The following is a 22797-nucleotide window of genomic DNA, read 5'->3' on the forward strand; positions in this document are numbered from 1 at the left end:
TGCTTCGGTTGCACGCCAGACGGCAACGGGCGCCAATGCCGTCCGCCTTCACATGCACCGCGCCACATTGTCACACCCTTGAGGAACCGGAACCGCATCGGCGCGTTTCCGTGAGGAAGCAATGGGGCTTCGGGGACCTCACCGCATGGGCATCGCCAATGGCATCCGCAAACAAGCAAAGAAGATCGCGATCGGCGAACGTCACACCAGCGCCTGGGCACAGTCGCTGAAGGAGGCGGCCGAAGAGTTGCCGCCGCCACCGCTGCACCGGCTGGAAAAGGACGGGCTCGATGTCACCATGGCCTGGGCGATCATCGGCATCTTCGGCATTCTCTTCCTTGCCGCCGTCTATTTCATGTCGCTCATCCTCATCCCGATCACGCTGGCCGTCGTCGTCGGCATGATCCTCGGCATGGCGGCAGAAAAGCTGAGCAAGATGGGCGTGCCGCGGCTTGCCAACGCCTTCATCCTGTCGAGCAGCGTGGCGCTGGTGATCTTCTTGGTGATCAACTCGCTCGCCGACCCGCTAATGACGCTTGCCAATGAGGGCCCGGCCTTCGCCGAGCGAACCATAGACCGCATCATGCCTTATCTGGAGCGCATCAGATGGCTGCATATCACGCCGGCGACATTCGAAAGCGGGTCGATGTCGATTGGTGCGCTGCTCGAAAACACCGGCAACGTGCTGCACGTGGTGACGACTAGCCTGACACCGGCGCTGGTGCAGGGGATGATCTTCTTCGCGGCGCTGCTGTTCTTCCTCGCTGGTCGGGTCAACCTGCGCAAGACGATCATCATGACCTTCCGCACGCGCACGCAGCGCCTGGCGGCAATCCGTGTCATCAATGCCGTCGAGCAGGTGCTCGGCTTCTATTTTGCCACGGCATCGCTGATCTATGTCGGGCTTGGCGTGGTCATGACTGTCATCGCCTATGCCGGCGGGCTGTCGGCCCCGGTGCTCTGGGGCTTTTTCGCCTTCCTGTCGAGCTTCATCCCCTATCTCGGCATCACGCTGATGACGCTTGCCGTCGCGATTGCCGGCATCCTGACCCATGATGGTCTTCTCATCGGCCTGATGCCGGCCGCAGCCTTCTTCACAGTGCATCTCCTCATGGAGAACCTGATCTTCCCGGCGGTGATGGGACGGCGGCTTGAGATCAACCCCTTCGTCGTCTTCCTCGCCATCCTGTTCTGGACATGGATGTGGGGCGCCGTCGGCGCCATGCTGGCGCTGCCGCTTTCGCTGATCGTCATGACTATTATCGACGAACTGCTGATCGAGGAAAAGCAGCAGCCGCAGTTGCCGAAATGATCAACCGGGGAGACGTCAGTGGCATCTGATCTCGATCTTGCCGAATCCGATCACGACCAGATGGTCAGCGGCCGTTCTCTCTGGGGTAAGAGCGGCATACGGCCGGAATGGCGGCCGACCGAGCAGAGCTTTTCCACCGACGTCGCCGTGATCGGCGGCGGCATCACCGGCGCCTTGGTTGCCGAACATCTGACGGCGCGCGGTTTTTCCGTGGCGCTCATCGACCGGGAGGAGCCCGGTTTCGGCAGTACCGCGGCGAGCACGGCGATGCTGCAATGGGAAATCGACAGCACGCTCACCGAACTCGAGGACTATTACGGCTTCGAGCGCGCGGCCGGCATCTACCGCCGCAGCGGTGCCGCGGTCGCCGGCCTTTCCAAGCTGATCGCCGCCAACGGCATCGCCTGCAGCTTCCGGCCGCGCAACACGCTCTATCTGGCCGACGGCCGCGAAGGCGCGCGCGACCTCTTGGAGGAGCGCCAGCTTCGCCGCCGGGCCGGCCTGCCCGGCGTCTATCTCGAACATCCCGATCTCTTCACACAATTCGAGCTCGACCGGGATGGCGCGATCTATTCGCCGGGTTCGGCGGAGTGCGATCCGCTACTTCTGACCTGGGCCCTGATCGAGATGGCAGTGCGGCGCGGCGCACGGCTGGTCAACGCTTCCGTGACCGTGCTTCACAGCGAAGGGGATCACGTCACGGCAGAGACCGATGGAGGCCATGTCATCGAGGCGCGGCATGTCGTGCTTGCGACTGGCTATTCGATGCCGGGTCTCGACATGCCGAAGCTGCACCGCTCGAGTTCAAGCTGGGCGCTCGCCACCGTGCCGCAGGACCCGGCAAATTTCTGGCGCGACAGGGCGCTGATCTGGGAAGACAGCCACCCCTATCTCTACATGCGGACGACGGCGGACAATCGCATCGTCGCCGGCGGCGAGGATGACGAGACGATCGATGCGGAGGCGCGCGACCGCAAGCTGCCGGCAAAGATCATAGCGATCCAGGAGAAGATGAAGCGGCTGTGGCCGAAAGCCGATACGCGGGTGGAACACGCCTGGTGCGGCACTTTCGGCGAGACGGTCGACGGTCTACCGCTGATCGGCCCGGTGCCTGAGACGCCGCACGTGTTCGCAGCTTATGGCTACGGCGGCAACGGCATCACCTTTTCCTATCTCGCTGCGCAGATGATCGGCGCCATGCTGGCCGGCATGCAACGGGATTGGTTCGATGATTTTGCGCTCGACAGGGATGGGCCGGGTTTGCGCCGTTTTGGAGACGATGTGGGGCAGGCCCGGAAGGAGCTGAGGTAAACCTTAGATTGACTGTCGTGGCGTGCCCCCTCACGGCACGCCTTCAATCACTCGGTCGTCTTGTCGTCGCCGGTATCCTCGACATCCTGGAGACGGACGAATTGCGTGCCCTTGGCCTTGAGATCGACCAGTGCCTTCGCCACCCCCTCGCCGGCGGCATGGGTCGGCTGGTTGACGTGGGAAATGACAACATCGCCGTCCTTGGCCGAGGCGATGCGCTTTTCGGTGATAACAGCACCCAGCAGCGAACCGCCGTCGCCGTTCACCGAATAACCGGCAATGCGATAGCCCATGGCGCGAATCTCACCGATGGCGGAAAGATCATATTTGGCGGTCGAGCCGCGGAACCAGTGCGGCGCCGGGATGCCGGCAGCGACCATCGCAGCAGCGCCGCCTTCGACTTCCTGCCGCACCGCCTGCGGCGAGCCGGCAGACGCGATGCCATAGATCAGCGTCGGTGTGTCGACGGCCGGAATATGGTTCTGGCCGTGGTTTTCGAGTTCGAAGAGATCGGGGTTTTGCAGGAACACGGCGAGTGCTGCCGGATTGCGCTTCAGCCAGCGGGCGGTGACGAAGATCGTTGCCGGGATGCGTTCACGCACCAGCGTCGAAAGGATGCGCTCGTCCGCCTGGCCCATGCAGGCATCGAAGGTGAGCGCAATGCGAGCGTGGTCGGCGACGTTGGAACGGGCGATATGCAGATGCGGCTCGACGAGTTTTGGCGCCGGCGCCTTCGGGGCCGGACTGACTGCCGGAGCGGGCAGCGTTGACGGAATTCCGTCCGCGAATGCAGCGGAGATGCTGACCAGAAGAAACGCCGAAGCGAGTAGGATGCGGTTCATACGATGGATTTCTATGATTCGAGCTGCCGATTTTAGCGGCGGCTCTCCCCCGGCGCCATGCGGCCGGATGTCACCGCAGCCGCTTGGACGAACAGGGCAGCATCAATCATAGAGATAATACTTGTTCCACTTCTCGCGCGGCACCTTCTCTCCGATTTCGTAGTTGAGTTCGCGCACGTTGATATGCTGCGGACCGGTGATGCAATTGTAGGAGAGATGGTACCAGTCGCCCTTGCTGCGGAAGACAGCACCCGGCGCGTCCAGCGAATTGTCGCCGGGGATCGGGTCCTTGAAGGTGTAAGCAATCACCTTGTCGGGCTTGAAGCCGGTGCTGTCCTTGTTGATGCGGCTCATCGCCTCGGTGTCGCAGCTCTGTTCCAGGCGGGTCGAGGGGTCGAGTTTTTCCAGCTGCTTCTTGATGGCGGGATCGACGGCAAAGGCGGGGGCAGCAAGGCTTGCGAGGGATACAAACAGGAGCAGACGTTTCGGCATCGTGGAGAAAATCCCTTACTGTTGTCCATTCTTCACCCTGCCACAGGCGGCTTGCCGGCGGCTTGGCGCGTGCAAATTTCGCGCGACGAGAGCGGACTTTCTTAAATATTGTGGTGACATCAAGGCAGTGCCTGGAAAGCGTCCTCCTTGTCTGTGGAAGGGCACCTCTACCCTTGGCGCAGCCTTGCCGCTTGATCCGGGACCAGTGCGCCTCTATCTCTTGCCAACCCGACATTCCCACCGGAGCCATTCCTTGTCCGTTTTCAAAAGCCTGCCGACACCGCCTGCCGCACCGAAGAAGCCGATCTCCGATACGCGCCACGGCATCACCCGCACGGACGACTATGCCTGGCTGCGCGCCGATAACTGGCAGGCGATGTTCAAGGATCCGTCGATCCTCGACCCTGAGATCCGCCGCCATCTCGAAGCCGAAAACGCCTATATGAACGCGGCGATGGAGGACACCAAGCCGCTGCAGAAGGCGCTGTTTGCCGAAATGCGCGGCCGCATCAAGGAAGACGACAGCTCGGTGCCGATGAAGGATGGCGCCTATGCCTACGGCACCTTCTATGTGACAGGCGGCGAACAGCCGCGTTATTTCCGCATCGCCCGCGATGGCAATGTCGCCGACGAAACGATCCGCGCGGTGCTGCTCGACGGCGACAAGGAGGCTGCCGGCAAGGCCTATTTCCGCCTCGCCGGCCTCGACCATACGAGCGACCACAGCCGCGGCATCTGGGGCTATGACGACAAGGGCTCGGAATTCTTCACGCTGCAGGTGCGCGACCTCCAGACCGGGCAAGACCTTGCCGACCGGATCGAAAATACCGGCGGCGGCGGCGTCTGGGCGCCTGACGGCAAGAGCTTCTTCTATTCGGCGCTCGACGAAAACCACCGGCCGTCGAAGGTGTTCCACCACATTCTCGGCCAGCCGCAGTCTGAAGACCGGCTGGTCTATGAGGAGCCGGATGCCGGCTTCTTCATGGGCGTCGGCGGCTCGCTGCTCGACGACTTCATCTATATCGACATTCACGACCACGAGACCAGCGAATACCGGCTGCTGTCGACCAAGGACCTCACAGCCGAGCCGAAGCTGGTGGCGGCGCGCGAGGAAGGCATCGAATATTCGCTGACCGAGGGCGGCGACGTCTTCTACATTCTCACCAATGACGGCGACGCCAAGGATTTCAAGATCATGGAAGCGCCGGTCGATAATCCGGTGAAGGAAAACTGGCGCGAAGTGGTCGCCCACAAACCCGGCACGCTTATAATCAGCCACATGGCCTATGCCCGCCATCTTCTGTGGCTGGAGCGCAAGGACGGGCTGCCGCAGATCATGATCCGCGACCGGGCGACCGGCGAGGAACATGCGATCGCCTTTGCCGAGGAAGCCTATTCGCTGGGACTACAGGGTGCGGCGGAATACGACACGGATATCATCCGCTTCTCCTATTCCTCGATGACGACGCCGTCGCAGCTCTACGATTACAACATGGTGACGCGCGAGCGCACGCTGTTGAAGACGCAGGAAGTGCCGTCCGGCCACAATCCTGACGACTACGTCACGCGCCGCGTCTTTGCCCCGGCATGGGATGGCGAGAAGGTGCCGGTTACCCTGCTCTATCGCAAGGATACCCCGCTCGACGGCAGCGCGCCCTGCCTGCTCTACGGCTATGGCGCTTACGGCATCACCATTCCGGCCGGCTTCAACACCAACTGCCTGTCGCTCGCCGATCGCGGCTTCGTCTATGCGATTGCCCATATCCGCGGCGGCAAGGACAAGGGATTTTCCTGGTACGAAGACGGCAAGATGGACAAGAAGACCAACACTTTCAAGGACTTCGTCGCAGCCGCCGACTATCTGAATCAACAGAAGTTCACGTCTTACGCGAAGATCATCGCCGAGGGCGGATCGGCCGGCGGCATGCTGATGGGTGCGGTTGCCAACATGGCGCCGGAGAAGTTCGCCGGCCTCATCGCCGCCGTTCCTTTCGTCGACGTGCTCAACACCATGCTCGACGACACTTTGCCGCTCACCCCGCCGGAATGGCCGGAATGGGGTAACCCGATCGACAGCCAGGAAGAATACGAGCAGATCGCATCCTACTCGCCCTATGACAATGTCGGCGCAAAAGCCTACCCGCCGATCCTGGCGCTCGGCGGCCTGACGGACCCGCGCGTTACCTATTGGGAACCGGCCAAATGGGTGGCAAAGCTGCGCGACAAGACGACCGGCAACGCGCCGATCCTGCTCAAGACCAACATGGACGCCGGCCACGGCGGCGCCTCCGGCCGCTTCCAGCGGCTGGAAGAGATCGCGTTCGAGTATGCGTTTGCGATCAAGGTGGCAGAGAAGATGTGAAGGGTTGGGGCGTGCCTAGTGGCACCCCCCTCTGCCCTGCCGGGCATCTCCCCCACAAGGGGGGGAGATCAGCAGGAGGATATGCCTCGCCCTGATTTACGATTGATGTGACGGGCTGTTGTTTGGGGAAGCCATCGCCCCCAGCCAATCTCCCCACCTGTGGGGGAGATGCCCGGCAGGGCAGAGGGGGGGCTGGCACGGCACAACAGGCCAAGGGAGACAACGAAATGCCCGTGTATATCGCCCTCCTCCGCGCCGTCAATGTCGGCGGCACCAGCTCTTTGCCGATGGCCGAGCTGAAGGCGATCTGCGAAGGCCTGGGCTTTTCCGGCGTGAAGACCTACATCCAGAGCGGCAACGTGCTTTTCCGTTCGGATGAAGCGGAAAAAAGAGTGGAGGAGCGGCTCGACGAGGCGCTCGGCAAAACGATGGGCAAGCGGCCCGGCGTGATGGTGCGCAGCCGCAAGGAACTCGACGGAATCGTTGCCAACGCACCCTTTCCCGATGCCAAGCCGAACTTCATGCTCGTCTACTTCCTGCCCGAAAAGGCGCCCGGCGATGCGCTGGCGACGATGATTGCACCCGACGGCGAGGAGGCGAAGCTCGCCGGCCGGGAAATCTATGTGCACTATCCCAATGGTTCCGGCCGCTCGAAACTGAAGCTGCCGGCGCTGAAACCGGGGACGTCGCGCAACCTCAACACCGTGCGCAAGCTCGCGGACATGGCTGCGGCGTTGGAGGACGAGGACTGAGGGGTTGGCGCAATTCCGGACGCAGAGCCGCTTCACCCTTTTGCTGGAATTGCTTTAGGCCCTCGGCATCTCTGCCACCGGCAGGAAGAGCATCTTTACGAAGGTGCGGAGCATCAGCACCTGTTCGGCCAGCGTGTTCGGCTCCTTCAGCGTCTTAGACAAAACAATGCCGCCTTCCAGGACAGAGGACACCATGTCGGCGAGCTGGTCGACGTCGACGGGTTCGCGCGGCGGATAGACTTCCATGATCTCGCGGAGCATGCGGCCGAAACGGCGGCGCCAGGCAAGCACTGCGTTCCGGTTGGTCTCCTGTATCTCCCGGTCGAACAGCCGCTCGTAATAGCAGACGGTCGCCACCAAGCAGCCGGGATGGCCGTTCGGCAGGTCGGAGAGCAGTTCGGACAGCAGCTTCAGGCCGAGCAGGAAGGATTGCAGCGGATCGCCGGTCAGCTCGCGCGCGCGGCTGAAGATCTCGTCGTAGATGCGCTCGTCATTTTCGATGTAGCGGTTGAGCAGCGCCTTGGCGAGCTCGTTCTTGTCCCTGAAATGATAGAAGAAGCCGCTCTTGGTGATACCGGTCTCGGTGATCAGTTCCTCGATGGAGGTGCCGCCAAAACCCTTCTGCAAGACTGCCGCTTCGGCCACATCAAGGATGCGGGTCCGCGTTCCTCGCCCTTTCGCATGTCCCCTCCTGTACCGGCGGTACAGTTTTCAGTGTTGCACGGTCGGACCTGCCGTCGCCCCGGGCAGGATCGGTTGAAGCAAGCGATTGATATCAATCCGCAAAAACCAAAACCGCCTGGAGTATACCGCAAGTCGCCTAGTTTGGCAGCCGATTAAGCGCCAGAACATCATTCATCGACGGCAGCCAATCGGGTGCCGCGACGGAGAGGCTTCAACAATGGCAAAGTACAGAAGCGGTTTGCCGCAGCTCAAAGGCGGCACCTTCATTAGCGATGGCGGCATGGAAACGACGATGATCTTCCAGGAAGGGATCGAGCTTCCGCATTTCGCCGCCTTCATATTGCTGTCTTCCGAAGAGGGGCGGCAGCGCATACGGAATTACTATCGCCGTTATCTCGATATTGCACGGCGGCACGGCACGGGCTTTTTGCTCGACACCGCCACCTGGCGGGCCAATCCGGACTGGGGGCAGAAGCTCGGTTATACCAGCGAAGCCCTGAAGGCGGTCAACGAGGAAGCCGTCGACCTGCTCGTCGGCTTGCGCAGCGCTTATGAGCGGCCGGAGCAGCCGATCGTCATCAGCGGCGCGATCGGCCCGCGCGGCGACGGCTACAAGGCAGGCTTCATGGATGCGGCCGAGGCGGAAGACTACCACGCCATTCAGATCGGGACTTTTGCCGGCACGGAAGCCGACATGGTGAGCGCCTTCACGCTGACCAATATCGACGAGGCGATCGGCGTGGCGCGGGCGGCACAGTCGCTCGGCATGCCCTCGGCCATCTCCTTCACGCTGGAGACGGATGGCCGGCTGGTGACGGGCCGGAGCATTCAGGACGCCATCGAGACGACGGATGCGGCGACCGGCGGAGCGCCGGCCTATTACATGATCAACTGTGCCCATCCCACGCATTTCGAAACAGCGCTCGATCCTGGAAGCGCCTGGGTGAAGCGCATTTCCGGCATCCGCGCCAATGCCTCGACCATGAGCCATGAGCAGTTGGACAATAGCGAAACGCTGGATGCGGGCGATCCCGAAGATCTCGGCCGCCGCTACCGCAAGCTCATCGACCGCATGCCTGCGGTGCGTGTGCTTGGCGGCTGCTGCGGCACCGACCACCGCCATGTCGCGGCGATATGCGAGGCATGCCTGCCGCAGGCGGCATGACGACCTCAGAGGGAGGAAAAGACATTGTCGATGATGGGGACGATGATGCGTGAGCACCGCTGGCACGATCTGTGGCTTGCGATCACAGGACGGCAGAGGCGCACTGAGCCTGAGGCGGCCGTGGAGGTGGCGCTACGGGATAGCGATCTCGCCTTCGGGGGCTTGCCCGGCCCGATGACCTACGGGCTCGATGCGGACCGGCGCGAGGGCCGGCCCTTCCGACGCAGGCGGCTGCGGGAGCCGGTCGGCTTCTGACGAAGGGGAAGGCGGCGTCAGCCTTTGGCGGCGCCTTTCGTCCGTTTCGCCTTGTAGCCGGTGATCTCCTCGCCGGCGGTCGGCGAGAAGCGCAGGTTCCAGAAGGTGGCGGTGATCGAGATGATCGTGACGACGATGAAGGCGGCCGAGAAATCGCCAAGGGCCGGCGTTTCGGCACCTGACAAGGCCATGGAGCCGTGCAGAGCCAAAGCGCCGATGCAGATGCCGAGCGACAGCATCAGCTGCTGGAAGGTGGTGTAGAAGCTGGTGGCCGAGCTCATCTGCTCCTTGCTGATCTCGTCATAGGCAATGGTGTTATAGGCGGTGAACTGGAACGACAGGAAGAAGGCGCTGAGCACCAGGACGACGAAGATCAGCGGCATCGGCCAGTCCGGCCGGAAGGCGGCACAGAGGCCATAGCCGATCGTACCGAGGATGCCGTTGAGGATGAGGCTTCTGCGGAAGCCCAGCCGGCGGAAGACAAACTTTGCCATCGGCTTCATGGCGAGAGCGCCAAGCGCGGTCGCGATGATGATCTGGCCGGCCGCGGCGGCAGACAGGCCGAAGCCGATCTGGAAGAGCAGCGGCAGGAGGAAGGGCTGCGCCCCTTGCGTGATGCGGGTCAGCGAACCGGCGATGACCGACGTGCCGAAGCTCGGCACCTTCATCAGCGAGAAATCCATGATCGGCGACGGATGCTTGCGGGCATGCTTGAGATAGGCGATGCCGAAAAGCAGGCCGAGCGCGATCAGGAAGATCGAGAAGGCGCCCTCCCCCTCATGGCTCGACATTTCGAAACCGAAGAGCAGCGAGCCGAGCGAGATGCCCGAGAGGATGAAACCGATCGTATCGAACGGACCGCTTGCCTTGCCCTTCACCTCGTCGATGTAGATCGAGACGAAGATCATGCCGATGATGCCGATCGGCACGTTGATATAAAAAATCCAGCGCCAGTCGAGATAGGTGACGATGAAGCCGCCGAGCGGCGGGCCGACGATCGGGCCGATCAGCGCCGGCACGAGCAGCCAGGACATGGCGCTGACCATATCCTTGCGGTCGACGCTGCGCATCAGTACCAAGCGCCCGACCGGCATCATCATCGCGCCGCCGATGCCCTGCAGCAGCCGCGCCAGCACCAGGAAGGACAGCGTCGGCGCGAGCGCACAGAGGATGGAGCCGACGACGAAGACTGCGATGGCCGAGCGGAAAACCGTGCGGGAGCCGAAACTGTCGGCCATCCGGCCGCTCGCGGGAATGAAGATCGCAAGGCTCAGGAGATAGGAGGTCAGTGCGATCGACATGGCCGGGGCGCTGACGCCGAAATCGCGCGCCATGGTGGGCAGCGCGGTCGCAAGCACGGTCGCATCGATGTTTTCCATCAGCATCGCACTCGCGACAATCATCGCGATCACCCGGAAATTGGGCGTGGCGCGCCGAACCATCGGCGCCTGGTAAATCTGATCCGACATCGTCCGGGATCACTCGCGGTGGCGCGGCGGAGCACACAAGGCAGCAAGGCCGCGGGGGATGACATGGCGCAAAGCCAAGGGGAGACGATTTGCTATACGCCCGCGATCATGGCGGCGCTATGTCCTTTATGGCAAAGCTGCTTTGACGAGAGGTAAAGGCAGGTCACGATTCCTTGCATCGGCTCGATCTTCGTGAAGGTCCGGCTTGCGCCTGGGGCACCCCGGCCCTACCTATGAACCATGACCTCCGCCCTGCAGAAAAACCGGCCCGGTGCGGCCTTTCCGTTCGACAACAGCTATGTCGGTTTGCCGCCGCACTTCTTTGCGGCGCAAGCGCCGACCGCGGTGGCGGAGCCCTGGCTGATCAAGCTCAACGAGCCGCTCGCCGCCGAACTCGGGCTCGACGTCGAGGCTTTGCGCCGCGATGGCGCGGCGATCTTTTCCGGCAATCTCGTTCCCGAAGGGGCCGAGCCGCTGGCGATGGCCTATGCCGGTCACCAGTTCGGCGGCTTCTCGCCGCAGCTCGGTGACGGGCGGGCGATCCTGCTCGGCGAGGTGGTCGACCGCAGCGGCAAGCGCTACGACATCCAGCTGAAGGGCGCCGGACCAACGCCTTTTTCGCGCCGCGGCGATGGGCGGGCGGCAATCGGGCCGGTCTTGCGCGAATATATCATCAGCGAGGCGATGTTTGCGCTCGGCATTCCGGCCACGCGGGCGCTGGCGGCGGTGACGACAGGCGAGCCGGTCTACCGCGAAGAGGTGCTGCCGGGTGCGGTCTTCACCCGCGTCGCGGCCAGCCATATCCGCGTCGGCACCTTCCAGTATTTCGCGGCCAGGGGCGACACCGACGGCGTGCGGGCACTGGCCGATTATGTGATCGACCGGCATTATCCCGCGCTGAAAGAGGCCGAGAACCCGTATCTCGCACTGTTCGAAGCGGTCTGCGAACCCCAGGCGGCGCTGATTGCCCGCTGGCTGCATGTCGGCTTCATCCATGGCGTGATGAACACGGACAATATGACCGTCTCCGGCGAGACGATCGACTTCGGCCCCTGCGCCTTCATGGATACCTATGATCCGGCGACCGTCTTTTCGTCGATCGACCAGCACGGCCGTTACGCCTATGCCAACCAGCCCGGCATCGGCCAATGGAACCTCGCAAGGCTCGGCGAAACGCTGCTGCCGCTGATCGACGCCGAACCCGACAGCGCGGTCGACAAGGCCAATGTCGTTATAAAGAGTTACGGCGAACGGTTTCAGGCGCATTGGCTGGCCGGCATGCTCGAAAAGATCGGCCTTGCCGGCGAAGAGGACGGCGATCTCGATCTGGTGCAGGCGCTGCTGTCGCTGATGCAGGCGCAGGGTGCCGATTTCACCCTGACCTTCCGGCGGCTGTCGGATCTTGCCGGCGATGGCGCCGCAGAGCCTGAATTTGCGGCGAGTTTCCGCGAGCCGGAAGCCTGCGGCGCGTGGCTTACGCAGTGGCGCGAGCGGCTCTCACGCGATCCGCAGACGGCCAGTGAGCGCGCCATTGCCATGCGCCGCGTCAATCCGGCCTTCATTCCGCGCAATCACCGCGTCGAACAGGCGATCGAGGCCGCCGTCGAGAATGGCGATTTCTCGCTGTTCGAGGCGCTGCTGAGCGTGCTTTCGAAACCCTATGACGACCAGCCGGGCTTTGCCGCCTATAGGGAACCGCCGAAGCCCAGCGAACGGGTGCTTGCGACCTTCTGCGGAACGTGACAGGCGCTTTGAGCGTTTTCGCTGCGGCAGTTGCGCCACAGCGATCCGCTTCCATCCGCCCTGCGGCGAATAGGGCTGTCCTTGCAGGATCGCCGCCGCTACAGCGTTCTTGACGAGGAGCGGCGCCTCCTTCTGCATTTCCCGTGGGGCCGTCCATGCTGCTCAGATTCTTTCGCTACTACACTCCCTACAAGCAATTGTTCTTTCTCGATTTCGGCTGCGCGGTCGTTGCCGGGCTGCTCGAGCTCGGCTTTCCCATCGCCGTCAAGCTCTTCGTCGACACCCTGCTGCCGCAGAGGGACTGGTGGCTGATTGCGGCGACGGCCGGGCTGCTGCTGGTCATCTACCTGTTCAACACGGCGCTGATGGCGGTGGTCAATTATTGGGGCCATGCGCTCGGAATCGGCATCGAGACCGATATGCGCCGGCAAGCATTCGACCATATCCAGAAGCTGTCCTTCCGCTATTTCGACAACAACAAGACCGGCCACCTGATCACCCATGTGACCAAGGATCTCGAAGAAGTCGGCGAAGTCGCCCATCACGGTCCCGAAGACCTTTTCATCGCGATCATGACCTTCATCGGCGCCTTCATCCTGATGTTTACCGTGCACTGGAAGCTGGCGCTGCTGACAACGGCCATCGTGCCGTTCATGACCTGGCTGGTCAGCCGCTATGGCGCCAAGATGACGCTCAACTGGCGAGACCTGTTCCGGCAGGTCGGCGAGTTCAATACACGCGTGCATGAGAGCGTCGGCGGCATCCGCGTCGTCAAGGCTTTCGCCAACGAGGATCACGAACGCGATCTGTTTGCCCGCAACAACGAGGGCTACAGGGCGACCAAACTCAACGCCTATGCCTATATGACCGCCAGCATCACGCTCAGCTATTTCAGCACGCGCTTCGTGCAGCTGGTGGTCATGATATCAGGAACCTGGTTCGTGATATCGGGCGAACTCAGCTATGGCGGCTTCGTCGGCTTCCTGCTGCTCGTCAACGTGTTCTTCCGGCCGATCGACAAGATCACCTCGGTGCTGGAGAGTTATCCGAAGGGCATCGCCGGCTTCAAGCGCTTCACGCAGCTGATCGACACCGCTCCCGATATCGCCGACCGGCCGAATGCGATCAGCGTCGACCACCTTGCCGGCAACATCGTCTATAGCAATGTGAGCTTCGGCTATACCGGTGATGGCAAGGTGCTCGATGGGCTCGATCTTTCGATCGCGGCCGGCGAGACGATCGCCTTCGTCGGCCCGTCCGGCGCCGGCAAGACGACGATCTGCTCGCTGCTGCCGCGCTTTTACGAGGTGGATTCCGGCTCGATCCTGATCGACGGCATCGACATCCGCGACATGACGCAGAAGTCGCTGCGTTCGCAGATCGGCATCGTCGCTCAGGACGTATTCCTGTTCGGCGGCACCATCCGCGACAATATCGCCTATGGCCGGCTCGGCGCCGACGACGAGGCGATTATCGACGCATTGCGGCGCGCCGCCCTCGATGAATACGTGCTGTCCCTGCCGAACGGGCTCGACACCGTCGTCGGCGAACGCGGCGTCAAGCTTTCCGGCGGGCAGAAGCAGCGCCTGGCGATCGCCCGCATCTTCCTGAAAAATCCACCGATCCTCATCCTCGACGAAGCCACGTCGGCGCTTGATTCGGCGACCGAATATGCCATCCAGCAGTCGCTGTCGGCACTGTCCAAGGGACGCACCACGCTGGTCGTCGCCCATCGGCTCGCCACCATCCGCAATGCCGACCGCATCGTCGTGGTGGGAACATCGGGCATCGTCGAACAGGGCACGCACAGCCAACTGCTGGCGCGCGAAGGCGGCTATGCCAGGCTACATCAAGCCCAGTTCGGTGCATCCTGACCGACTGCATAATTCCCTAAATCGGAATCGATTTAAGGATGAAATTATGCAGCATTCAAAGTGTTACAGCGTCCTTTGCGCGTCTTAAACGACGCGCGGCGCTGTAACCCCTGCGGCAATTGTGGCCGTTGAAAGGCATCTCCTTCGCGCTATCTGGCTGATCGGCGGGGCTTTTCCGCCGATCCTTCACCCCGGCTAACCTCAGCGGGAGACAGCCTTATGGCGATCATCGTCACCTCCATCTTCTTCATCATCATCGGGCTCACTCTCGGCGGCGGCGGGCTCTGGCTCGTTACGCTCGGCGGCAGCGTCTTCTATCTGTTCGCCGGGCTGATGTTCCTGATTACCGCCGGGCTGCTGCTGATGCGCAAGGCGGTGGCGCTCTGGGTCTATGCGGTGCTGGTCGTCGCAGCACTTGCCTGGGCGATCTGGGAGGTCGGCTTCGACTGGTGGCAGCTCGGCCCGCGCGGCGGCATGATCATCCTGCTCGGGCTCTGGCTGCTGACGCCATGGATCCGCCGGCCGCTCGGCCTGCGCAGCCCGACGGGCATCACCTACGCCGCGAACCCCTGGCCGCTCGCCGTGCCTGTCATCCTCGCCATCCTCGTCGCCCTTTATTCGATGACGACTGACCCGCATGATCTTGCCGGCGAGCTGCCTAAGGATGCGGTCGCCGCCAATCCCGCCTTTGGCGGCAGCGTGCCGAATGGCGAATGGCATCAGTATGGCCGCACACCCTTCGGCCAGCGCTATTCGCCACTCGACCAGATCACCGCCGAGAACGTCTCCACCCTCAAGGAAGCGTGGCGATACCAGACCGGCGACGTCAAGCGGCCGGACGATGTCGGCGAGACGACCTATCAGGTGACGCCGCTCAAGGTGAAGGACACGCTCTATCTCTGCACGCCGCATAACTGGGCGATCGCGCTCGACGCCAAGACCGGCAAGGAGAAATGGAAATACGACGCCAACTCCGGCATGAACCCCGACCGGCAGCATCAGACCTGCCGCGGCGTCACCTATTATGCCGATCCTGCCGTTGCCGCCGGCCAGCCCTGCGCCGAGCGCGTCTACCTGCCGACCTCCGACGCCCGGCTGATCGCGCTCGATGCTGCGGACGGGAAGGTCTGCACCAGCTTTGCCGACCAGGGCGTGCTGCATCTCGAAGCCGGCATGCGCTATAATCCGGCCGGCTATTATTATTCCACTTCGCCGCCGGTCGCGGTGGCGGGCAAGATCATCGTCGGCGGGGCGGTGAACGACAATTATTCGACTGAGGAACAATCCGGCGTCATCCGCGCCTTCGACATCAACACCGGCGCCCTGGTCTGGAACTGGGATTCCGGCAATCCCGACGTGACGACGCCGATCTCCGAGGGCCAGACCTATACGACCAACTCGCCGAACAGCTGGTCGGTCTTCAGCGTCGACGAGGCGCTCGGCATGGTCTACATCCCGCTCGGCAATCAGGTGCCCGACCAGCTCGGCATCGGCCGCAGCGACAATGTCGAGAAATTCTCCTCTTCGATCGTCGCGCTCGATATCGCCACCGGCCAGCTGCGCTGGGTGCGCCAGACGGTGCATCACGATCTCTGGGACATGGACGTGCCGGCCCAGCCGGCGCTGATCGACCTGACGAAGCAGGACGGCACCGTGGTTCCGGCCCTGGTCGGCCCGACCAAGCAGGGCGATATCTATGTGCTCGACCGGCGCAGCGGCGAGCCGATCATACCGGTCAAGGAAATCCCGGCGCCAGGCGGCGCGGTCTCGGGCGATCATACCTCGCCGACACAGCCGATCTCGGACCTCACCTTCTCGCCGGAGCCTCTCCAAGAAAAGGACATGTGGGGCGTGTCGCTATTCGATCAGATGGCCTGCCGCATCGACTTCCACCGCTACCACTATGAGGGCCGCTATACGCCGCCTTCGCTTAAAGGCACGATCGTCTATCCCGGCAATTTCGGCACCTTCAACTGGGGCTCGGTGGCGGTCGATCCGGAGCGGCAGATTATGTTCGGCATGCCGACCTATCTCGCCTTCACCTCGCGTCTGGTGCCGTCCGCCGATATTCCGCCGAGAGGCCAGGACGAGAAGGGCAGCGAACAGGGGCTGAACCGCAATGACGGCGCGCCCTACGGCGTCTTCATGGGTCCCTTCCTCGGGCTGCTCAAAATCCCCTGCCAGGCGCCGCCCTGGGGCTATGTCGCCGGCGTCGACCTGCGTACCGGCAAGATCGCCTATATGCACAAGAACGGCACCGTGCGCGACATGACGCCATTGCCCCTGTCCTTCAAGGTCGGCGTGCCCGGCATCGGCGGGCCGATGCTGACCAAGGGCGGCGTCGCCTTCCTCGGCGCCGCGGTCGACAACTACCTGCGCGCCTATGACGTGACGAATGGCCAAGAGCTCTGGCAGGCGCGGCTTCCCGCCGGCGGCCAGGCGACGCCGATGACCTATACGACCGATGATAACAAGCAATATGTTGTCATGGTCGCCGGCGGCCACGGCTCGGTCGGCACCAAGCCCGGCGATTATGTGATCGCCTATACGTTGCCGTGACGCAAAGCTTCCCGCAAGCTCTGCGCAGGTTTACCGCTTCATTTTCTCCCCGGTTTTCGGGGAGAGTTTTTATGGAAATCTCTAGCAATATTCGCAACTATTACGGCATCGGCGGCCTTTTCGATCAGCCGGCCAAATCCAAGAATCAGCAGACGGCGGACTTCACCAAAACGGCGCCCAGTGCCGCGCCCGGTCTCGAACCCAGCAGCACGCCGCCTTCGATCGCCAATACGATCTGGGCTCTTCAAAGCAGTGAAGGCCCTTTTATCAACCCGCCTTCCGACGAAGAAGTGGCGGCGAGTGCTGCGCATGATTCCCTGGTCGACGAATTCTCCAAATGGGGCAACATGACGCCGGCGGAATATATCCGGGCGCGTTATCTCGAGCAGCACGATCTGACCGAGGCCGACCTGGCCGCCATGCCGGCCGACCAGCGCGCCGCAATCGAGAAGGAAGTCGCCGACCAGATCAAGCGCGAGATGGCCGGCATCGAGGATGACGGCACCGAGACAGCGGACGACGTTCCGGCTGCTTGAGCGCTGGAAAATCTGCGCGTTTTCGAACTGCAGTGCTTTTCGGGCTCCGTCCACGGCTGTCGGTTGGCGCCGATGGCTGCCCGTCACCCTAACCCTCTCCCCGTTCTGACGGGGAGAGGGGACGTGCCCTGCGAGAGGTTGGTGGACCGAGAGGGTGCGGCATATCACCTTCTCCCGGCAAGCGGGGAGAAGGTGGCGGCAGCCGGATGAGGGGCTGGTCTCGCCGAACTCCACGGCGGGTATCGCGTGACAGTGAACTCCTGCTCGTGCATCAAACAGATGCTCTATCTCTTTGTTTTTACGTAACTCCTGGGAACCATGCTTCTGTATCTTTCATGATTCACACCATCTCGACGATCATGCGGCCGACTTCGGCAAAGACCGGGTTGAGTTCCTTTACCGGCACGGTCGCCTCGCTGATATAGACGGCGGCGACGATTGGGCCGCGATCCGGCGGCCAGATCACCGCGATATCCCCGAGTGATCCATTCGGGCCGGTGCCGGTCTTGTCGCCGACCTTCCAATGCGCGGGCAGGCCGGCCCTGAGCCGCTCCTTGCCCGTCGTGCTCGCCACCAGCCAGGCGATCAGCCTGTCTGAGGAGGCCTCGGCCAGGACCGAGCCGAGCGTCAGGTTGCCGAGCGTGTCGAGCATCGCGTCCGGTGTCGTCGTGTCGCGCGGATCGCCCTTCCTGCCCTCGTTCAACGTCGGCTCGGTGCGGTCGAGACGCGTCGTGCCGTCACCGATCGAGCGCAGCCAATCGGTCAGCCCGGCCGGACCGCCGAAACTTTCGAGCAGCAGATTGCCGGCAGTGTTGTCGCTGACGGTCACCGCCGCCTCGCAGAGTTCGGCGAGGGTCATGCCACCGGTTCCGGCGTGTTTTTCGCTGATCGGCGAATAGTCGACGAGCTTGTCCTTGCCGTAGCTCACCCGCCTGTCGAGGTTCTCCTCACCCTTGTCGGCGCGGGCAAGCACGAAAGCGGCGGCCAGCGCCTTGAAGGTACTGCACATCGGAAAGGCCTCGCTGCCGCGATAGCCGAAAGAGATGCTCGTCTGGGTGTCGAGCACCGAGACGCCGAGGCGGCCGCCGGTGCGTTTTTCCAGCGCAGCAAGGCGGCGGTCGATGTTGTCGTCGCCCTCCTCGGCACTCTCCTTGGCGCCCTCCTCGGCATTAGCGGGAATCGCCAGCGCGGGTAAGCCCATCGCAGGCAGGCACAACGCCGAGCCTATCAGCATGCGGCGAGTCAGACTGAGATCCATGAAATCCTCCGGCGAATCAGGAGGACAGAGCTAAGCAGCGATTGCGGCGACTTGTCGTCCCCACGGCGATGTTAATCGTCCGTCGAGCGATCTTGTCGTCCGTCGAGCGTCCCCGCCCGCCCCGATCATGCGGCGCGTGTGACCTCGACCGTCACATGCGACAGTTCCTCCAGCGCCGAGAGCCTGCCCTTGTAGAAAGCCGGATCGCGCGGCTGCGAGGTGAGGACGGCGACGATTGCGGCATGATGGCCGGGGCCGACCTGCCAAACATGCAGATCGGTGATCCGGTCGTCCTCTGTCTCGATGGCGCCGCGGATTTCCGCCGGCAGCGTCTCGCCTTCGGGAACGACGTCGAGAAGGACGCCGCCCGAAGATTTCATCAGGCTCCAGGACCAATTGGCGATCACCAGCCCGCCGACGATGCCCATCAGGGGATCGAGCCAGAGCCAGCCGTAAAGACTGCCGAGCGTCAGCGCCGCGATGGCGAGCACGGACGTCAGGGCATCGGCGATGACATGCAGATAAGCGGCGCGGATATTGTTGTCGCCGGTCTTTGCGTGATGGGCATGGTTGCCATGTCCATGATGCGCATGACCGTGATGGGCATGGGCATGATTGCCATGCCCGTGATGATGGCCATGGTGATGGTGCGCATGATCGCCATGCGCGACATGGCCGCCGCCGGCAAGCAGCCAGGCGCTTATCAGATTGACGGCAAGACCGATGACCGCCACGGCGATTGCCTGGGCAAAGCCGATCGGCACCGGATTTGCAAGACGCAGCAGGCTTTCCCAGGCCATCAGCAAGGCGATCAGCGCGAGGACGATGGCGCTGGCGAAACCGGCGAGATCGCCGAGCTTGCCGGTGCCGAAGGTGAAACGCGGATTGCGCGCCTGCCGCCGGGCAAAGAGATAGGCGAGCGCTGAAATCAGCAGCGCGCTGGCATGGGTCGACATGTGCCAGCCATCGGCGACGAGCGCCATCGAGCCGTAGACGGTGCCGGCGGCGATTTCCGCCACCATCATCACCGCCGTCAGCGCGATGACCAGCCAGATGCGCCGCTCGTTGCGCGCATGGTCAGTGCCGAGGAAGACGTGATCGTGTTCCAGCGCATCAATTCCAGCTTTGTCGATTCCGGCACGCATTACAGGCTCCTTCGTCACCGCTATAAGCTTTTGTTTTTACGCAATTCTCGGCAAAATCGCTTCGCGCTTTGCCGGGGAAAACCGCTTCACACTTTTCCTGAATTGCTCTAGCGCATATAGGTTCTCAAGACTTCCGATATTTCCTCGACCGCCTCGGCCCTCGCCACATCGTCGGCGGCATTCAGCACATGCTCGCGCAGGTGATCGTCGAGCACCTCGCCGGTCAGCCCGGTCAGGGCGCCGCGGATCGAGGCGAGTAGCTGCAGGATCTCGCCGCAGGGGCGCTCGGCCTCGAGCGCGCGCTCGACCGCCTCCATCTGCCCCTTCAAGCGGCTGATGCGGGCGACGAGCTTCTTTTTCTGCAGGGTGGTGTGGGACACGATGGGCTCTCATATAGCATAGGGGGGTATACTATCAAGGGTGAGGCCAGAGCTCAATGCCTCTGATGGGCTCCGATCCGCCATTGACAAAGCCCGCGTTTCCGACGATCTATGATCCATGATCAAGAACGCGCACCAGAGCCGCTCGTATTTTTGGCTGTACCTGTAAAGGGCGGCCGGACAAGATCATATTGTCAACAAGCCGCCGTCAGGCGGCTTTGTTGTATCGGCAGCGTCCTGACGGCAGACTATCAAAGGACGCGAAGACCATGACCGAAATCGAAGACAGCGAAATTTCACTGATGCGCCCATCGGTGGTGACGATCCGCGCCGCCAAGCCGCGCGACCTGCCCGAACTCGGCGAGATGATCGCCCTGCTTGCCGCCCATCACGGCGATGCGGCTGCCACTACGCCGGAGCAGCTGGAGCGCGACCTCTTCGGGCCCCTGCCCTGGATCAATGCGCTCGTCGCCGAGACCAGCGAAGGGCTGATCGGCTACGCCATTCTCGTGCCGCTCTACAGGGCGCAGGAAGGCAAGCGCGGCATGGACCTGCACCATCTCTTCGTGCGCGACGGCCATCGCGGCCACGGCACCGGCCAGCTGCTCGTCGACCGGGCGCGCGAGACCGCCCGCAATGCCGGCTGTGGTTACCTCTCCGTCAGCGCCGCCACCGGAAACGTGCTGGCGCACCGCTTCTACGAACAGCTGGATTTCACCCCGCGTCCGGTGACCGGCATGCGCTACATGCAGTCGATCGCTTGAGAAGGGCGTTCGATAAGTGCATTCCCGGTATGACTCTTGTATGATCCATTGAGTGTCGGTTTGTTTCGGCAACCGACACGATGGATGCCATCGGGTCACTGGGAATCGCAAGGAAGGTCGTTTCAACCGTTTGCAGGTTAGCCCATGAATCAGCAAATCCGGCTTTTTGGTGCTATTGCGGTCCGGCCCGCCATTCTTCCTCTCCTATCCCAGTTCGAAACGGCCACGGGATTCACGGTTGCGGCCCAGTGGGCGCTTAATCCCGCTGTAAAGAAGCAGATCGAAGCGGGGGAAGCTTTTGACCTCGTCATCACCAATCCGAACCTGGTTCAGGATCTGACCGCCTTGGGAAAAATCAAGGCGGGAAGCCAGGTCGCATTCGGCCGGATAGCGATGGGGGTGGCGGCCAAGGCAGGCAGCCGATCACTCGACATCGGGTCCGTGGAAGCATTTGCGCATGCGTTGAAGAGCGCCAGATCCATCGCCTACGCCAGTGAAGGAACCAGCGGCGGCTACTTCTCCGGTTTGCTGGAACGCTTGGGAATAGCCGATGAGGTCAAGCCCAAGCTGGTGGCCATATCAGGAGGGCAGACGGCACCGGCCGTCGGCCGTGGGGAAGCCGAGCTCGGGGTCGTTCCCGTGACGTCGATTCTCGCCGCCGCTCCCGAGGTCATGCTTGTCGGTCGGTTTCCGGCAGAACTTCAAAGTTACATCGACTTCGCCATCGGCATCAGCGCCGATTCAACGAATGCAGAAGCTGCCAAGCAGCTGTCGGAATTTCTGACGTCGACAGCCGTTGACGACATTCTGGCGGCAAAGGGCGTCGAGCGCCACTAGAGCGCGCTTTGATAAACGATCGGCTCCCGCCATCGCTAACGACCCGGCACGGCCTTCAGATAGGCGGCGATCGCCTCACGGTCGGAGGCCGGCAGATGGGCGATGTTCTGCTGCACATCGACCATCGAGCCGCCGACGGAATCGAAATCGGGGGTGAAGCCGGTTTCGAGGTAGCTGGCGATATCGGCCTCGCTCCAGCCGCCGATGCTCTCGGAGGCCGGGGTGATATTGGGTATGCGGCCCTTGCCTTCCGGATTGGGCGCGCCGGCAAGCCACATATCGGCCTTGAAGCCGCCGAGCGCATCACGCGGCGTATGGCATTCGCCGCAATGGCCGGGGCCTTCGACGAGATATTGCCCGCGCTTGATCTTGTCGTCGCTCTTTGCCAGGGCGACGCGCGGCTGGTCGTTCAGATAGAGGAATTTCCAGCCGCCGAGCGCCAGCCGGATGTTGAAGGGGAACGGCAGTTCGTGCGGCGGCGCGACGTTTGCGCTCTTCGGCAGGGTTTTCAGGAAGCCATAGAGATCGTTGACGTCCTTGTCGCTCATGCGGGAATAAGAGCCATAGGGAAAAGACGGATAGAGATGCTGCCCGCCCGGGCCGACGCCGCGCTTCATCGCGTTGCCGAACTCAGCAAGTGTCCAGCCGCCGATGCCGGCCTTTTCATCGGGTGAGATGTTCGGCACGTGAAAGGTCCCGAAAGGGCTCTTCAACGCCAGGCCGCCTGCAAGCGTCAGCTTTGCATCGCCTTCGGAACCGGGTGCGGCATGACAACTGACGCAGCCGCCCGCCCAGAAAACCATCTGACCATTTGCCGGATCCGGCGCGCCGAGGCCCGCCCAATGGCTCTCCGGCAGCGGATCGGGTGCGGTGACGAGATAGAAGGCGCCCCCGCCGAGGACGGCGATGCCGATCAGACAGAGCAGTAACCGGATGAACCTGCGGACCATGCGCCGCCTCCCCTGTTGTCAACATTTCCTTGCGATGGACCCCGCGACCGGTCCGCGCAGGCGGAGAATAAGGCGATCCGCGCAGGCGGCAAGGCCGGCGCGGATCC

The 22797-nt window shown here is 62.7% G+C and carries 20 protein-coding genes; 12 read left to right on the forward strand and 8 right to left on the reverse strand.

All coding sequences use genetic code 11. The features are described from left to right. Positions 1–145: 145 nt before the first annotated feature. Positions 146–1312 (forward strand): AI-2E family transporter, encoded by a 1167-nt coding sequence (locus FFM53_RS06250; RefSeq protein WP_138328519.1) that lies wholly within the window; start codon positions 146–148, stop codon positions 1310–1312. Positions 1313–1330: 18 nt separating this feature from the next. Beyond that, entirely contained in the window at positions 1331–2623 is a 1293-nt protein-coding gene (locus FFM53_RS06255; protein WP_138387732.1) for an NAD(P)/FAD-dependent oxidoreductase, read from the forward strand. A gap of 47 nt (positions 2624–2670) precedes the next feature. Here FFM53_RS06255 and FFM53_RS06260 read toward each other — a convergent pair whose 3' ends face one another. After that, a complete protein-coding gene (locus FFM53_RS06260) occupies positions 2671–3465 on the reverse strand; it encodes a polysaccharide deacetylase family protein (RefSeq protein WP_138328521.1) in 795 nt (264 codons plus the stop codon). A 102-nt stretch (positions 3466–3567) separates the two neighbouring features. Beyond that, positions 3568–3957, reverse strand: a complete 390-nt coding sequence (locus tag FFM53_RS06265; protein WP_138328522.1) for a DUF930 domain-containing protein — start codon at positions 3955–3957, stop codon at positions 3568–3570. A gap of 253 nt (positions 3958–4210) precedes the next feature. On the opposite strand from FFM53_RS06265, the gene FFM53_RS06270 reads away from it, so the two are divergent. Together FFM53_RS06270 and FFM53_RS06275 are read left to right on the forward strand one after the other, a co-directional pair. Next, entirely contained in the window at positions 4211–6319 is a 2109-nt protein-coding gene (locus FFM53_RS06270; protein WP_138387733.1) for a S9 family peptidase, read from the forward strand. Positions 6320–6546: 227 nt separating this feature from the next. Further along, positions 6547–7071 (forward strand): DUF1697 domain-containing protein, encoded by a 525-nt coding sequence (locus tag FFM53_RS06275; RefSeq protein WP_138387734.1) that lies wholly within the window; start codon positions 6547–6549, stop codon positions 7069–7071. A 54-nt stretch (positions 7072–7125) separates the two neighbouring features. On the opposite strand, the gene FFM53_RS06280 is transcribed toward FFM53_RS06275, so the two are convergent. Next, a complete protein-coding gene (locus FFM53_RS06280) occupies positions 7126–7779 on the reverse strand; it encodes a TetR/AcrR family transcriptional regulator (protein ID WP_138387735.1) in 654 nt (217 codons plus the stop codon). Between the two features lie 193 nt (positions 7780–7972). Between FFM53_RS06280 and FFM53_RS06285 the strand changes: the two genes are divergently transcribed. After that, positions 7973–8920: a homocysteine S-methyltransferase family protein gene (locus tag FFM53_RS06285; protein ID WP_138387736.1), complete on the forward strand. Its 948-nt coding sequence runs from the start codon at positions 7973–7975 to the stop codon at positions 8918–8920. A gap of 30 nt (positions 8921–8950) precedes the next feature. Further along, the gene (locus tag FFM53_RS06290; protein WP_246413146.1) at positions 8951–9175 is read left to right on the forward strand and encodes a hypothetical protein; all 225 of its coding nucleotides are present in this window, start codon (positions 8951–8953) and stop codon (positions 9173–9175) included. 17 nt (positions 9176–9192) lie between these two features. Here FFM53_RS06290 and FFM53_RS06295 read toward each other — a convergent pair whose 3' ends face one another. Continuing rightward, positions 9193–10644 (reverse strand): DHA2 family efflux MFS transporter permease subunit, encoded by a 1452-nt coding sequence (locus tag FFM53_RS06295; protein ID WP_138387738.1) that lies wholly within the window; start codon positions 10642–10644, stop codon positions 9193–9195. Positions 10645–10884: 240 nt separating this feature from the next. Between FFM53_RS06295 and FFM53_RS06300 the strand changes: the two genes are divergently transcribed. From FFM53_RS06300 to FFM53_RS06315, 4 genes are all read left to right on the forward strand, one after another. Continuing rightward, the gene (locus FFM53_RS06300; RefSeq protein WP_138387739.1) at positions 10885–12387 is read left to right on the forward strand and encodes a protein adenylyltransferase SelO; all 1503 of its coding nucleotides are present in this window, start codon (positions 10885–10887) and stop codon (positions 12385–12387) included. Between the two features lie 155 nt (positions 12388–12542). Next, the gene (locus FFM53_RS06305) at positions 12543–14261 is read left to right on the forward strand and encodes an ABC transporter ATP-binding protein (RefSeq protein WP_138387740.1); all 1719 of its coding nucleotides are present in this window, start codon (positions 12543–12545) and stop codon (positions 14259–14261) included. 219 nt (positions 14262–14480) lie between these two features. Then, entirely contained in the window at positions 14481–16820 is a 2340-nt protein-coding gene (locus tag FFM53_RS06310) for a glucose/quinate/shikimate family membrane-bound PQQ-dependent dehydrogenase (protein WP_138387741.1), read from the forward strand. A gap of 71 nt (positions 16821–16891) precedes the next feature. Further along, positions 16892–17356, forward strand: coding sequence for a hypothetical protein (locus FFM53_RS06315; RefSeq protein ID WP_138387742.1), 465 nt, complete (start codon positions 16892–16894; stop codon positions 17354–17356). 340 nt (positions 17357–17696) lie between these two features. On the opposite strand, the gene bla is transcribed toward FFM53_RS06315, so the two are convergent. From bla to dmeR, 3 genes are all read right to left on the reverse strand, one after another. Continuing rightward, positions 17697–18614, reverse strand: coding sequence for a class A beta-lactamase (gene bla, locus FFM53_RS06320; RefSeq protein WP_138387743.1), 918 nt, complete (start codon positions 18612–18614; stop codon positions 17697–17699). 125 nt (positions 18615–18739) lie between these two features. Continuing rightward, entirely contained in the window at positions 18740–19759 is a 1020-nt protein-coding gene (gene dmeF, locus FFM53_RS06325) for a CDF family Co(II)/Ni(II) efflux transporter DmeF (protein WP_138387744.1), read from the reverse strand. A 107-nt stretch (positions 19760–19866) separates the two neighbouring features. Then, positions 19867–20139, reverse strand: coding sequence for a Ni(II)/Co(II)-sensing transcriptional repressor DmeR (gene dmeR, locus FFM53_RS06330; RefSeq protein ID WP_138387745.1), 273 nt, complete (start codon positions 20137–20139; stop codon positions 19867–19869). Between the two features lie 269 nt (positions 20140–20408). Here dmeR and FFM53_RS06335 point away from each other — a divergent pair, with 269 nt between their 5' ends. Both FFM53_RS06335 and modA read left to right on the forward strand, forming a co-directional pair. Next, on the forward strand, positions 20409–20903 hold the full coding sequence (locus tag FFM53_RS06335; RefSeq protein ID WP_012756624.1) for a GNAT family N-acetyltransferase: 495 nt from the start codon (positions 20409–20411) through the stop codon (positions 20901–20903). Positions 20904–21047: 144 nt separating this feature from the next. Continuing rightward, the gene (gene modA, locus FFM53_RS06340; protein ID WP_138387746.1) at positions 21048–21740 is read left to right on the forward strand and encodes a molybdate ABC transporter substrate-binding protein; all 693 of its coding nucleotides are present in this window, start codon (positions 21048–21050) and stop codon (positions 21738–21740) included. Between the two features lie 35 nt (positions 21741–21775). On the opposite strand, the gene FFM53_RS06345 is transcribed toward modA, so the two are convergent. Beyond that, positions 21776–22690, reverse strand: coding sequence for a c-type cytochrome (locus FFM53_RS06345; RefSeq protein WP_138387747.1), 915 nt, complete (start codon positions 22688–22690; stop codon positions 21776–21778). Positions 22691–22797 lie beyond the last annotated feature (107 nt).

The sequence above is a fragment of the Rhizobium indicum genome (genome assembly GCF_005862305.2).
Lineage (GTDB): Bacteria > Pseudomonadota > Alphaproteobacteria > Rhizobiales > Rhizobiaceae > Rhizobium > Rhizobium indicum.